Source organism: Synechococcus sp. RS9907, assembly GCF_014279615.1.
GTDB lineage: Bacteria > Cyanobacteriota > Cyanobacteriia > PCC-6307 > Cyanobiaceae > Parasynechococcus.
Genome location: NZ_CP047944.1, coordinates 448,475 through 461,801, shown reverse-complemented (window position 1 = coordinate 461,801; position 13,327 = coordinate 448,475). Strand labels below are relative to the sequence as shown.

11 protein-coding genes and 2 tRNA genes are annotated in these 13,327 nt (G+C 63.5%); 7 read left to right on the top strand and 6 right to left on the bottom strand.

The window, feature by feature from the left end; all coding sequences use genetic code 11:
* Position 1 precedes the first annotated feature (1 nt).
* Both hemB and SynRS9907_RS02520 read right to left on the bottom strand, forming a co-directional pair.
* Entirely contained in the window at positions 2-1,003 is a 1,002-nt protein-coding gene (gene hemB / locus SynRS9907_RS02525; protein WP_038557395.1) for a porphobilinogen synthase, read from the bottom strand.
* A gap of 39 nt (positions 1,004-1,042) precedes the next feature.
* Complete coding sequence (locus SynRS9907_RS02520) at positions 1,043-2,029, bottom strand: DnaJ C-terminal domain-containing protein (protein ID WP_188021707.1); 987 nt, start codon at positions 2,027-2,029, stop codon at positions 1,043-1,045.
* 125 nt (positions 2,030-2,154) lie between these two features.
* Here SynRS9907_RS02520 and SynRS9907_RS02515 point away from each other — a divergent pair, with 125 nt between their 5' ends.
* Positions 2,155-2,556: a vitamin K epoxide reductase gene (locus SynRS9907_RS02515; protein ID WP_188021706.1), complete on the top strand. Its 402-nt coding sequence runs from the start codon at positions 2,155-2,157 to the stop codon at positions 2,554-2,556.
* 1 nt (position 2,557) lies between these two features.
* Positions 2,558-4,234 carry a SulP family inorganic anion transporter gene (locus SynRS9907_RS02510; RefSeq protein WP_188021705.1) on the top strand — a complete coding sequence of 559 codons (1,677 nt, stop codon included), beginning with the start codon at positions 2,558-2,560 and terminating at the stop codon, positions 4,232-4,234.
* Here the strand turns inward: SynRS9907_RS02510 and SynRS9907_RS02505 are convergent.
* Entirely contained in the window at positions 4,222-4,941 is a 720-nt protein-coding gene (locus SynRS9907_RS02505) for a tRNA-(ms[2]io[6]A)-hydroxylase (RefSeq protein ID WP_255445961.1), read from the bottom strand. The genes SynRS9907_RS02510 and SynRS9907_RS02505 overlap by 13 nt on opposite strands.
* On the bottom strand, positions 4,938-5,378 hold the full coding sequence (aroQ, locus tag SynRS9907_RS02500) for a type II 3-dehydroquinate dehydratase (protein WP_188021703.1): 441 nt from the start codon (positions 5,376-5,378) through the stop codon (positions 4,938-4,940). Before aroQ ends, SynRS9907_RS02505 begins: the two co-directional genes overlap by 4 nt.
* Positions 5,379-5,462: 84 nt before the next feature.
* On the opposite strand from aroQ, the gene SynRS9907_RS02495 reads away from it, so the two are divergent.
* A tRNA-Tyr gene (locus tag SynRS9907_RS02495) sits at positions 5,463-5,544 on the top strand.
* Between the two features lie 9 nt (positions 5,545-5,553).
* Positions 5,554-5,625, top strand: a tRNA-Thr gene (locus tag SynRS9907_RS02490).
* 33 nt (positions 5,626-5,658) lie between these two features.
* On the opposite strand, the gene SynRS9907_RS02485 is transcribed toward SynRS9907_RS02490, so the two are convergent.
* The gene (locus SynRS9907_RS02485) at positions 5,659-7,089 is read right to left on the bottom strand and encodes a glycoside hydrolase family 13 protein (protein WP_188021702.1); all 1,431 of its coding nucleotides are present in this window, start codon (positions 7,087-7,089) and stop codon (positions 5,659-5,661) included.
* Positions 7,090-7,140: 51 nt separating this feature from the next.
* Between SynRS9907_RS02485 and glpK the strand changes: the two genes are divergently transcribed.
* Together glpK and SynRS9907_RS02475 are read left to right on the top strand one after the other, a co-directional pair.
* Positions 7,141-8,646, top strand: a complete 1,506-nt coding sequence (glpK, locus tag SynRS9907_RS02480; RefSeq protein WP_188021701.1) for a glycerol kinase GlpK — start codon at positions 7,141-7,143, stop codon at positions 8,644-8,646.
* Positions 8,639-10,216: a glycerol-3-phosphate dehydrogenase/oxidase gene (locus SynRS9907_RS02475; protein ID WP_188021700.1), complete on the top strand. Its 1,578-nt coding sequence runs from the start codon at positions 8,639-8,641 to the stop codon at positions 10,214-10,216. Before glpK ends, SynRS9907_RS02475 begins: the two co-directional genes overlap by 8 nt.
* Here the strand turns inward: SynRS9907_RS02475 and SynRS9907_RS02470 are convergent.
* On the bottom strand, positions 10,159-11,820 hold the full coding sequence (locus tag SynRS9907_RS02470; protein ID WP_188021699.1) for an alpha-amylase family protein: 1,662 nt from the start codon (positions 11,818-11,820) through the stop codon (positions 10,159-10,161). The genes SynRS9907_RS02475 and SynRS9907_RS02470 overlap by 58 nt on opposite strands.
* A gap of 54 nt (positions 11,821-11,874) precedes the next feature.
* On the opposite strand from SynRS9907_RS02470, the gene SynRS9907_RS02465 reads away from it, so the two are divergent.
* Positions 11,875-13,254, top strand: a complete 1,380-nt coding sequence (locus SynRS9907_RS02465; RefSeq protein WP_188021698.1) for an aldehyde dehydrogenase family protein — start codon at positions 11,875-11,877, stop codon at positions 13,252-13,254.
* The last annotated feature ends 73 nt before the right edge of the window (positions 13,255-13,327 follow it).

The window sequence follows — 13,327 nt, the reverse complement described above, 5'->3', positions numbered from 1 at the left end:
ATCAAGCCTCCTTCAACCAAGCCGCTGCATCGCAGGCGTGGTACGTGAGGATCAGATCAGCACCGGCGCGCTTGAAGCTCAGCAACGTCTCCAGCACAACGGCCTTTTCATCGATCCAGCCCCGCTCCGCCGCGGCCTTCACCATCGAATACTCACCACTCACGTTGTAGGCAGCAATGGGGAGTTCCGACTCCTCGCGCAGTCGGTGGATGATATCGAGATAGGCCAAACCTGGCTTCACCATCATGATGTCGGCGCCCTCCTGCTCATCGAGCTGGGCTTCGGTGATGGCTTCCCGAGCATTGGCGGGATCCATCTGATAGGTGTCTTTGTTTTTGGGGATCGGCTTGCTGCCGGCGGCACGGGGAGCGGAATCAAGGGCCTCACGGAAGGGGCCGTAGTACGCGGAGGAGTACTTCGCCGTGTAGCTGATGATGCCCACATGTTCGAAGCCTTCGTCGTCGAGGGCTTCACGGATGGCACCGACCCGGCCGTCCATCATGTCGCTGGGACCGATCAGATCAGCGCCCGCTTCAGCCTGCACAACGGCCTGCTTGCAGAGCAGTTCAATCGTCTCGTCGTTGAGGACCACGCCGTCCTGGCTGACGATCCCGTCATGACCATCGCAGGAATAGGGATCCAGGGCGACGTCGGTCATGATCGCCATCTCGGGGATGGCTTCCTTGATCTGGCGGATCGCTCGCGGGATCAGGCCATTGGCGTTGAAGCACTCAGCCCCGTCTTCGGTCTTCAGTCCCTCAGACACCTTGGGGAAGAGAACGATGCAACGCACCCCAAGGTCGTAGGCACGCTGCACTTCGCCGGTGAGGGCCGCAAGGCTCCAACGGCTGGCACCAGGCATGGCAGCGATTGGCTCCACCTCAGCGCCTTCATGCACAAAGAGGGGATAGATGAAGTCTGCAGCCGAGAGGCTGTGCTCACGCACCATGGCGCGTAGGGCGGGCGTACGCCGAAGACGACGGGGGCGGTAGGTGAGCTCCATCAGACCCAAACACAAGGTGTGATCGTAAGGGTCACCCGATCAGAGGGCTGCCGAACGAAGCCACTCTTGACGTGGATGATCCGTGCGATTGGCACGCAGTTGCTCCAACAACCGACGCTCCTCCTCACTCCACGAGGCAGGCATGGCCAGCGTCAGCGTGAGCAGGAGATCACCGCGACCGGTCTTCGACGGCCAGCCTTTGCCCTTCAGCCGCAAACTGCGGCCCGGGGCGGTGCCGGCCGGAATGCTCACCTGGGCCTCACCATCGGGCGTCATCACCGACACCATGCCTCCAAGGGCCAGTTCATCGAGGCTGACAGGGAGATCGGCCCGCAGCTGATCCGACTCCAGGCGCCAGATCGGGTGATCCTGAATCTTGAGGTTGAGGTAGAGATCGCCGCGCCGTCCGGTTCCCGGTTGCAGGTTGCCCTTGCCCTTCAACCGCAGCCGCGAGCCGTTCTTCACCCCAGCGGGAATGCGCACCTGAACGCGCTCGTTGTTCACCGAGAGGCTGCGTTCTCCACCGCGAAAGGCCTCCGAAAAGGTCACATTCACCGATGCTTCGGCATCGAGATTTACCGGAGGGCGTGAAGCCTGGCCACCACGCGGGAAACCGCCCCCTGCGAATCCCCCGCCGGGAAATCCGCCCCCAGGGAAACCACCCCCCTGGAAGCCACCGCCGCCTGGACCACCGAAACGGCCCAGCAGGTCGTTGATGAAATCGTCGAAATTGCCGTAGCGACCGAAGTCGACATCCATCCCGGGTGCGGCTCCCCCGCCCATGCCACCGGCCTGGTTCCAGTACTGGCCGAATTGCTCATAACGACGCCGCTTCTCGGGGTCGGAGAGCACTTCGTAGGCCTCACTGATCTCCTTGAACCGCGCTTCAGCCTGGGCATCACCAGGGTTGACGTCAGGGTGGTATTGGCGCGCCAGGCTGCGAAAAGCTTTCTTGATGGCATTGGCATCAGCGCTGCGATCAACACCGAGCACCTGGAAATAATCCTTGTATCCGCTGCCTGCCATACCCATCCAGTGGTGAATCCAGTTTCACCGCAACAGGGCTTGCGTTGTTGCTTCCGCATGGAGGGAAGCCCGAACGCCTGAATGCGACCTAGCTTCAGGCCAACCACTGCATCAGCATGAGGAGCATGGCTTCATCCCTGCTGGCATCCGTGCTGGTCGCAGCTGGCGGAGCGATCGGTGGCCCACCGGTATTGGCAGCTCCCTGGACCAGCACGATCGGAGAGCCCCTGCAAGACTCAAGCCAGCAGGCCCTCGAGCTGACGCAGCATCTGAAGGCGATGGGGGCCAAGTTTTATGGCGCCTGGACCTGCCCGGCCTGTTTCAAGCAGATGAACCTGTTCGGCAAACAGGCCGGAGCGGACGTGATCTATGTGGAATGCCGCAAGCCGAAGCAGCTGCCGGAGCAAGCCGAAGCCTGCAACGCCGCAGAGATCCGGGCTTATCCCACCTGGGTTCTCCCCGATGGACGCCGAAAAGTTGGGGTTCAGTCCCTGGAAGCCCTGAGCCGCTGGAGTGGTCTGAACTGAGATGGCACTGATTCACGGCCTGCATCAACGCAACATCCGAGGCGACCTTCTCGGAGGATTGACGGCCGCCGTGGTCGCGCTGCCCCTTGCCCTGGCCTTCGGCAATGCCGCACTGGGGCCAGGCGGCGCCATTTATGGCCTTTACGGCGCCATCGTCACCGGATTCCTGGCGGCCTTGCTCGGGGGAACTCCCGCCCAGGTGAGCGGACCCACCGGACCCATGAGCGTCACCGTGGCGGGGATCGTCTCCAGCCTGGCCGCCATCGGCATCGGTCGTGATCTCAATGCCGGCGAGATGCTGCCGTTGGTGATGGCCGCTGTGGTGATCGGTGGTGTGTTCGAAACCCTGCTCGGGGTATTGCGGCTGGGGCGCTTCATCACCCTGGTGCCCTACTCGGTGGTCTCCGGCTTCATGTCGGGAATCGGTTTCATCATCCTTGTGCTGCAACTTGGACCCTTCATCGGGGTGAGCACCGGGGGCGGCGTGGTTGCGTCCCTGAGTTCGCTGATCGATGCCCCGAGCTGGAATCCAGCCGCGCTCGCCGTTGGCTTGATGACACTCGCTGTGGTGTTTCTGACCCCCCTGCGGATCCGCCAATGGGTGCCAACGCCTCTGCTGGCGCTGCTGATTGTGACGCCGTTGTCACTGCTGTTATTCAACGACAACCGACTGCTGGAGCTGGGCCTTGAACCCATCGCCCGGATCGGAGCCATCCCGGAGGGGGGCTTGCAACTGGTGGTTCCCGATTTCAGTCAGCACCTACCAGAGCTGGTGAAAGCCGGCATGGTTCTCGCCCTGCTCGGGGCGATCGACTCGTTGCTCACCTCCCTGGTGGCCGACAACATCACCCAGACCAACCACGACTCCAACCGTGAGCTGATCGGCCAGGGCATCGCCAACACCGCGGCCGGGTTTCTCTCCGGCCTTCCCGGTGCCGGAGCCACCATGCGAACGGTGATCAACATCAAATCCGGTGGCCAGACGCCCTGGTCGGGCATGACCCATTCCATGGTGCTGCTGCTTGTGCTACTGGGGGCAGGCCCCCTTGCGGCACAGATCCCCACGGCGCTTCTGGCGGGAATCCTGATCAAAGTCGGGCTCGACATCATCGATTGGGGCTTTCTGCTTCGCGCCCATCGCCTGTCGGCGAAAACAGCCGCGCTGATGTACGCCGTGCTGTTGATGACGGTGTTCTGGGACCTGATCTGGGGCGTTCTGGTGGGGATGTTCGTGGCCAACCTGTTGACCGTTGATGCGATCACGCGGTCCCAACTGGAAGGGATGGAAGAGGACAACCCCTCCGATGCCACGGATGCACTGCACGCCAATCTTTCCCCGGAGGAGGAAGCCCTGATCCTGCGCTGCGGCAAGGCCTTGATGCTGTTTCGTCTGCGCGGCCCTCTGAGTTTTGGCGCCGCCAAAGGCATCAGTGCCCGAATGGGCTTGATCCAGAGCTACAGGGTTCTGATCCTTGACCTCACGGACGTGTCCCGCATCGGTGTCACCGCAACCCTCGCCATCGAACGCATGGTGGAGGAAGCACGATCAGCGGGCCGCATCCTGTTCATCGCCGGAGCCAACCACAGCCTCGAACAACGGCTGCGCCAATTTGGCGTGGAGGGGGTGCTTCGGCCATCCAGGCTGGAGGCCTTGCAGGAGGCGGCTCAGCTGATCTGACTGCTGATCTGTGGGGCATCTACACCACAGGAATGCATCCGCACGTCTTCAGGGCGTTCTAACTCCCCTTCCAGCGCCTTCACTTCGGCCAGGGCCAGCACTTCGAGGCGCTCAACGATCAGCTCCCGCGGGTAGCGCTGCTCACACAACACCCAGTACAGGCCGAAGTGGCGGGCTTCACTCGCCAACAGATCGCTGTAAAGCTCCCTCAACTGAGGATCCGGGCTGTGCTGCGCCAGCAGGGCCATGCGCTCATGGCTGCGGGCTTCGATCAGACCCGCCACCAGGAACGAGTCGAGCATTCTCTGCGGCTCACCTTTACGGATCTGCCTGGCGAGATCAGCGCCGTAGCCCGGGGAAGGCAGCGGTTCCAGGTAGCGCCCCCGGGCCTTGATCAACGCCAGCACCTGCTCAAAGTGCTCCAGCTCTTCCCGCGCCAGAGGGCTGAGAGCTTCACCCAGACCCGGTTCGCAGAGGTAGCGGAACATCATCTGCACCGCAGCCCCGGCAGCCTTGCGTTCGCAGTGGGCGTGATCGATCAGCACCTCCATCGGCCTGGCGTTGGCCTGCTCCACCCAGCTCCAGCTGGTGGGCGCAGCCAGCCAGCGGATCGACGCCACTTTCTTTGACGGAACTGTCTTTGAAGGAACTGTCTTGGTGGGAGCTGTCTTGGAGGAAACAATTTGTGCTGGAGCAGTGCTGGTCATGCGTTCCGGCGCAGATGGCTGAGCAATCCCCTCAAGGCAAGGCTGTAACTGGCGGGACCGAACCCACAGATCACACCCACAGCCCGCTCAGCCAGAAACGAGTGATGGCGGAACTTTTCCCGTGCATGGGTGTTGCTGAGGTGCAATTCCACATAGGGAATCGTGACGCCAGCCAGGGCATCACGGATGGCGATGGACGTGTGGGTGTAGGCCCCGGCGTTGATCAAGATTCCATCGCAACGGCCCATGGCCTGGTGAATCCGGTCCACCAGGGCACCTTCGAAATTGCTTTGAAAGCAGTCCAGCTGCACGGATTCCTGCTCCGCCTCCCGGGTCAGCGCCGCTTCGATGTCCGCCAAGGAGGAATGGCCATAGATTCCAGGCTCACGCTGGCCCAACAGGTTCAGATTCGGACCGTTCAGCAGCAGAACGTGCATGGCTGGAGATCGGTTCAGCTCGGCAGATCGTATCGAGATCGTGGGGAAGGACACACCGACTGGTAAGTTCTTGCGGTGTGGTTCGGGTCGGTGCCCGAGTGGTTAATGGGGGCGGACTGTAAATCCGCTGGCTCTGCCTACGTTGGTTCAAATCCAACCCGGCCCATCCCCACATGCCCTTGTAGCTCAGCGGTAGAGCACTCCCTTGGTAAGGGAGAGGTCTCGAGTTCAAGTCTCGACAAGGGCTTTCTTGCTCCCCACGGCACCGGGGGGAGAGGGGTTAAGACCCCAGAACAGCCGCTGATTGCGGGCTGACGATTTGGTTGTCAACAAGCCCCAGCGTCCATAAGAGGGATTGTCCCGACTCGATGGTTAGGGGCACAGGGGTGGAGCGACTTCGGTTGATCACGACCCGCAGGCCATCCGCAACGCCCTCCAGCACGTCAGCCCCAGGAGCTGACCAGCGCAGACCATCCCTGCGCAAGACCCCATGGGCAGAGCGGAGTTCTGCAAGGGACTGGATGAATGGGCGCAGATCAGCACTCCAGGGAACGTCCCAGGGATAGGCCTCACGGCAGGCCGGTCCAGGACCGCTGGAGGGGCCCGGTTCAGGACCACCCGCGAGGGCAGCTTCAGTGCCGTAATAAATGCATGGCGCTCCCGGATGGAGGAAGAGCAGCAGCAGGGCCAACTTCAGGGCCGCAACGTCGTTGTTGAGGCTGTGAAGTGCACGGGGCACGTCGTGGCTGTCGAGCAGGTTCATCTGGGCCCTGTTCACCACCTCCCGGTAGGAACGCGTTGTGGTCGTCCAGATGGTCAACAAAGCCTGCCCATCCAGGGGGTCGAGGGGATAGTCGGAATTACGGTAATCCCGCCGCAACGCTTCAGCGGCGGCCCAGCAAAGGCTGCTCCATCCCAACCGGTAATTCATCACGCCATCGAAGTGGTCGCCCTGCAGCCAGGGGGTCGCATCACCCCAAACCTCGCCAACAATCCAGGCCTCCGGGTTGGTCGCCCGCACCATCTGCCGGAACTCAACCCAGAAGTCCGCCGGCACCTCGGCAGGGACGTCGAGACGCCAGCCGTCAATCCCCTGCTCGAGCCAGTGACGGCCCACCGCCAGCAGATGCTCCCGAACCCCGGGATTGGCATGGTTGAACTTGGGCAGATCCGGCAAGGCCCACCAACCGTCGTAACCGCAGTCCTCGTCAGGGGCGGGATAGGGCTGCAGGGGCCAACGGTGCACATGGAACCAATCCCGGTACGGCGAATCCGCACCGTTTTCCACCACGTGATGAAAGGCCCAAAAGCCGCGGCCGCAGTGGTTGAACACCCCATCCAGAACCAACCTCATGCCGCGCTGATGCACGGCATCGATCAGGTCCCTGAGTGCTGCATTGCCCCCCAGCAGGGGATCCACCTCGAAATAGTCGTAGGCGTGGTAGCGATGGTTGGCGGCTGAACTGAAAATCGGCGTGAGATAAAGGCAGGTGATGCCCATGCCTTGAAGCTCATCCAGGGCATCGATCACGCCATAGAGATCCCCGCCCTGGAATCCCCCCTCGCAAGGGTCGGAACCCCATGGCTTCAAGGCGAGATGGCGCTGCGCATCAACGCGGCCACTGCGCCGGAAACGATCGGGAAAGATCTGATAGATCACCGCATCCGCCACCCAAGCAGGTGGGTCTTGAAACGGCGTGGTCGCTGCCAAAACCTTTGCAGTCAGCCATCTCCTGGCTAGCAGGAGAGAAAGACATTGGCCATGGCTGAGCAGCCTCTCCTTCTTGCCCTCGATCAGGGCACCAGCAGCTCCAGAGCCGCGCTGTTCAGCAGCTCCGGAGATCTGGTGCTCAGCGCCAGTGCACCGCTGCCGATTTCCTACCCCGCCGATGGATGGGTGGAACAGGACCCGATCGAGATCTGGACCAGCCAGCGGCAGGCCCTGGTGCTGCTCGATTCGAAGCTCAGTGAGGGGCAGCGCAAGGCAGTGGTGAGCTGCGGCATCACCAACCAACGGGAAACCACCGTGCTCTGGCGCCGCAGCAATGGCCTCCCCTGCGGACCGGCCCTCGTCTGGCAGGACGGCCGCACCGCCGCCATCTGCGACGCCTGGAAGCAGCAGGGACTGGAGCAGGAGTGGTGCCGGCGCACGGGCTTGTTGCTCGACCCCTACTTCAGTGCCAGCAAGATCCGCTGGATGCTCGATCACTACGACGACGCCCAGGCTGCCGCAGCCAGCGATGACCTCTGTTTCGGCACGGTGGAAAGCTGGCTGCTCTGGCAACTCACCGGCGGCCAGCGCCACGGCAGTGACATGAGCAATGCCAGCCGAACGCTGCTGATGGACCTGGAGCAGCAGCGCTGGGTGGATGATTTCCGAGAGCCCACAGGGCTCCCCGCCAGCGCTCTACCCGAACTGCTGCCCTGCCGCGGAGAATTCGGGCGCATGGCTGCGGACCTTCCCTTTGCAGGCTTGCCGATCCAGGCCATGCTCGGCGACCAGCAGGCCGCCACCCTGGGCCAGCTCTGTCTGCAGCCCGGAGAAGGAAAGTGCACCTACGGCACGGGGGCTTTTCTGGTGATCAACACCGGCGATGTCGTCCGCCGCTCAGATGCAGGGCTGCTCAGCACCCTCGGCTGGACGGATGCCGCTGGAACACCCAGCTTCTGCCTTGAGGGAAGTCTGTTCAACGCCGGCACTGTGATCCAGTGGCTCCGGGATGGGCTGCAGATCATTGATCAAGCTCCCCAGGTGAACGAACTGGCGCGTTCGGTGCCGGATTCAGGGGGGGTGATGCTCGTGCCCGCCTTTACCGGCTGGGGGACACCGCACTGGGATCCCCAGGCACGCGGTGTTCTGGTGGGCCTCACCCGTGACAGCGGACGCGGTCACATCGCCCGCGCTGCACTTGAGGGGATCGCCCTGTCGGTAGCGACGTTGGTGGAGCTCGCCGAACAGGCCCTCGGGAGCGGCTTGGGTGAACTGGCGGTGGATGGTGGCGCCGCGGCCTCCGATCCTCTGCTGCAGGCGCAGGCGGATTGCACCGGTCTGACGGTGCGGCGACCCGCCAGCCTCGAGAGCACCGCCCGGGGGGTGGCGCTGTTCGCAGGCCTCCAGGCTGGGGTGATCAGCGACCTGGAGCAGCTCGCAACCGCAAGGAGGGACGGAGCGGAATTGTTCCACCCGCAGATGGATGCATCCCAGCGCGACCGCTGGCGCACACGCTGGCAGGACGCCGTCTCCAGAAGCCTGGGGTGGCATGGCTGATCACCAGGTGGACCTGCTGGTCATCGGCGCCGGTGCCAGCGGTGCCAGCGTGGCCTATGAGGCAACACGACGGGGGCTGAGCGTGGCCCTGCTCGAGGCCGGAGACATCGGCGGTGGCACCAGTTGCCGCAGCACGAAGCTGCTCCATGGCGGGGTGCGCTATCTGGAGCTGGCCTTTAAAACTCTGGACCTGGCCCAGCTGAGGCTGGTGCGGGAAGCCCTGCTCGAACGGAGCCACTGGTTGACCCAGGCACCGTTCCTGGCCCAACGACTCGAGCTGGCCCTGCCCACACAACAGCTCTGGGGACAGGCCTACTACCGACTTGGTCTGGGGATGTACGACGCCCTGGCCGGCCAGCGAAGCATCGGCCACAGCCGACTGCTGTCCCAGCAGCAGATGCGTCAGGCCCTGCCTCTGCTGAAGCCGTGTCAGGGCGGCGTGGCCTACAGCGACGGGCAGTTCGACGATGCACGCCTCAACCTGCTGTTGGCCCTCACCGCCGAGCAACGGGGGGCAACCCTGCGCACCCGTTGCCGGGTGGTGGAGCTGGAGACCGACGGCACAGGCCAGCTCAAGGCCGCCATCAGTGAATCCGCCACAGGCCAACGGGAACGCTGGCGCGCCTCAGCATTTGTGAATGCCACGGGCATCCGGGCGGATGAGATCCGCCAGATGGCGGAGGCTGATGCTCCCCCAAGGCTGCTCACCAGCCGTGGGGCCCACATCGTGCTGGAGCAGAACCTCTGCCCGGAAGGGCTTGGGCTTCTGGTGCCATCCACCGCGGATGGACGCGTGCTGTTCATGCTGCCCTTCCACGGCCGCACCCTGGTGGGGACAACGGATGAAGCCTGCACCAAGGAAAACGCCACATCCCCTTCTCCAGAGGAGGAGGCCTACCTGCTCAACTACGTGCGTGATTGGTTTCCCCTGCTCCAGCATCCGCAGGTGAGCAGCCGGTGGGCGGGGGGACGGCCGCTGCTGAAGCCAGCGGACCAAGCCATGGACAGCAGCCGTGTGGTGCGAGAGCACGAGGTGGAAACCCTGGCCTGCGGCCTGGTGAGCGTGATGGGGGGCAAATGGACCACCTGCCGGCCGATGGCTGAAGACACCCTGACCGCGGTGGAACGCCAGCTAGGAAAGGCGCTGCCCACCCCTGAAGCAATGCCCTTGCGGGGTGCAGCGGAGTCGCTGGAAGCCACCCAGGACGGGCTCCGCCGTCAGAGACAACAACTCGAAGCCCTGCTTCCCGACACCGCCCTCAAAGCCTCACAAGTCGCCCACCTCCAAAGCACCTATGGCTTGGAGGCAGTGGCCTTAATCGAGCCCGCGGAACCCAGCCGACGCGAACCCCTCAGCCCGGTGATCCCGCTCTGCGGCGCAGAACTGGACCATTCGATTCAGCGGGAACATGCGCAAAGCAGCAGCGATGTGCTGGCCCGCCGCTGCCGTCTGGCCATGGTGGATTTGAACGAGGCCGAACGACTGAGGCCTCAGGTGGAGGAGCTGCTGAATCAGGCGGGCGTGGCTGCGGGCTCCACTTCTCCGATCAACCACCAGTTGAATCCATAGGGCGGAAGATTCACAAACCACTCCGGTGAAGCAGGGGGGAATTCACAACCCCACATCACCTCACGGGTGCGCTGACCAGCCCACTCCGAAAGATCCAAACTCAGCGAGGCTCCGGCTGCGGTGACATTGGCGGCCACGAGCACCGTCATCGCCTCGGTGCAGCGGAGATACACCAGCACTCCGGGGTGGGGGCTGTGCAGCAAGCGGAAGCTTCCATGCCGCAGTGCTGGCAGCAGCCGGCGGCAGGTGAGCATGCGCCGGTGCCAATTCAGCAGCGACCCCGGCAGCTGCTTCTGCACCTCCACATTCACCACGCGGTAGTCGTAACCGGGAGCGGTGATCGGGGGCAGCACCAACAGCGGATCAGGAGCCGTGGAGAAGCCACCGTTGCGGGCCGGCGTCCAGGCCATCGGCGTGCGGTTTGGATCACGGTCCCGCAGACCGGGCCAGTCGCCCATGCCCAGTTCATCGCCGTAATACAGGCAGGGCATCCCTGGAAGGCTGTAGAGGAGCCCATGCAGCAACCGGTTGGAGCGTGGATCGCCATTGAGAAGAGGAGCCAGGCGTCGGTTGATGCCCCAGTTCAACCAATGCCCCTGTCCCTGGGGCAGGCCCACCCGGATGGTCTGAATCACCTCATCGCTGATGAGATGGCCATCCCCCAACCAAAGTTCATCGTGATTGCGCAGGGGCAGGGCCCAGCGAGCACCAGATACCGCCTGCTCGGCTTGCATCAGACACTCCCCGAGCTGGTGGGTGCGGCCACTGGCAATGGCGGCAAACAGATGGGCGGTGAGCACGAAGTTGAACGCTCCATGCAGTTCGTCATCCGACAGGTATGGAGCGGCCTCCTCCACCGGCTGAATCGCCTCTCCCAGCAAGAGCACATCACGGCCATGGGCATCCACCCGCTCCCGCAATCGCTTGAGGAAGGCGTGGGTCTCCGGCAACCCCTCGCAGCGGGTGCCCTCTGACTCGAACAGGAACGGAACCGCATCCAAACGGAACCCGTCAACGCCGCGATCCAGCCAGAAGTCGACCACCTCCAGCATCGTGTCCTGCACCCAGGGATTCTCGTAATTGAGATCGGGTTGATGACGCAGAAAACGGTGCAGGTAGTACTGCTCGGCAACCGGATCCCACTCCCAGTTGGAAGCCTCGAAGTGCCGGAACAGAACCGGTGCCTCGGCGTAGCGCTTGGGGTCGTCGCTCCAGACGTACACATCCCGTTCAGGACTGCCCTTGGGAGCCCAGCGGGCCCGCTGGAACCAGGGATGCAGGTCACTGGTGTGGTTCAGCACCAGGTCCAAAATCACGCGCATGCCCTGGCTGTGGGCCGCCGTGAGGAACCGATGGAAGGAGGAGAGATCCCCCAGGTCTGGATGGATTCCGGTGAAATCGGTGATGTCGTAGCCCCCGTCCCGCAGGGGGGAGGGATAGATCGGGGTCAACCAGAGGGTGTTGACCCCCAGCCAACGCAGATAGGGCAACCGCGCCGCAAGCCCCTTGAAATCACCGGTGCCATCGCCATTCCCATCGGAATAGCTGCGAACGATCAGCTGGTAGATGACCGTCCCTGACCACCACGGAAGCGCTGGGGTCATCCCCCGGTTGCAGATTCACCACTGCTAGACCCGACTGGCCTGATCGTCAGCCCTGTGGCCCTCACCCAAACGCAACTGAGCCGGATGAAGGAGCTCGTGGGAGCTGGGCTGACCCGTCCCCTGGCCTGGCGTCGAGAGCAATTGCAACGGCTCTCCGCTCTGGTGGAGGAGCACGAATCGGAGGTGCTCGAGGCCCTCGCCGCCGACCTCGGCAAACCACCCACCGAAGCCTTTTTTGAGCTGGTGGCCCTGCGACAGGAGCTCAAGCTCACTGGCCGGCAGCTGGAGCGGTGGATGCGACCGCACCGCGTGGCTGTCCCTCTCTCACTGCGCCCCGGCCAGGCCAAGGTTGTGCCGGAACCACTCGGGTGCGTTCTGGTGATCGGACCTTGGAACTATCCCTTTCAACTGACGCTGCGGCCCTTGATCAGTGCCCTGGCTGCTGGCAACACGGCCGTGCTCAAGCCTTCGGAACACGCCAGTGCCATCGCGGATCTGATTGCACGGCTGATCCCTCAGCACTTCGAGCCTGATGTGGTGCAGGTGGTGCAGGGAGATGGTGCCGTCGCAGCCAACCTGGTGGCCATGCCCTTCGACCACATCTTCTTCACCGGTGGCGGCAGCATCGGCCGAAAGGTGCTGGAGGGGGCCGCTGCCCACCTCACACCGGTGACCCTGGAACTGGGGGGCAAGAGCCCCGTCATCGTTCTTGAGGGGGCTGACCTCACGGTGGGAGCGCGTCGTTTGATCTGGGGCAAGGGGATCAATGCCGGCCAGACCTGCATCGCTCCAGACCATCTACTGGTGCCACCCGCCCTGCGTTCACCGCTGCTGAAGGCGATGGAGGAGGCCCGAACGGAGATGTATGGCTCCGATCCCCTCATCTCGAATCAGCTGGGGCAGATCATCAATGAACGCCAGTTCAATCGGCTGGAGCAGCTGCTGGAGTCCGCCAGAGCGGATGGGCGCATCCTGATCGGAGGTGAAATCAGCCGGGAGCAGCGGCGCATCGCCCCCACCGTGATTCGTGTGGATGACCGCAATGATCCGCTGATGGCCGAGGAACTGTTCGGACCTCTCCTGCCGGTGCTGGTGCTGGACGACCTCACCACAGCCCTTCAGGAGATCCGCCAGGGACCCAAACCGCTGGCGCTGTATCTGTTCGGCGGTAGTGAGGCCCAGCAACAGCAGGTGCTCAACACCACCAGCTCAGGCGGGGTCTGCCTGAACGATGTTGTGATGCAGGCCGGGGTGCCACAACTGCCCTTCGGCGGCGTCGGCGCCAGCGGGATGGGCAGCTACCACGGCCAAAGCGGCTTCGACACGTTCAGCCACCACAAGGCGGTGCTCAAGCGCCCCTTCCGCTTTGATTTCAAGCTGCGCTACCCGCCCTACAAGGTGGATCTCAACCTGCTGAAGCGGCTGGCGGGATAAGGCCCACGCATCACCAGCACATCCCTTCTGCAGCAGGTGCTCTGGGGGGCTGGCGCTTTACCTCAGGCACCGT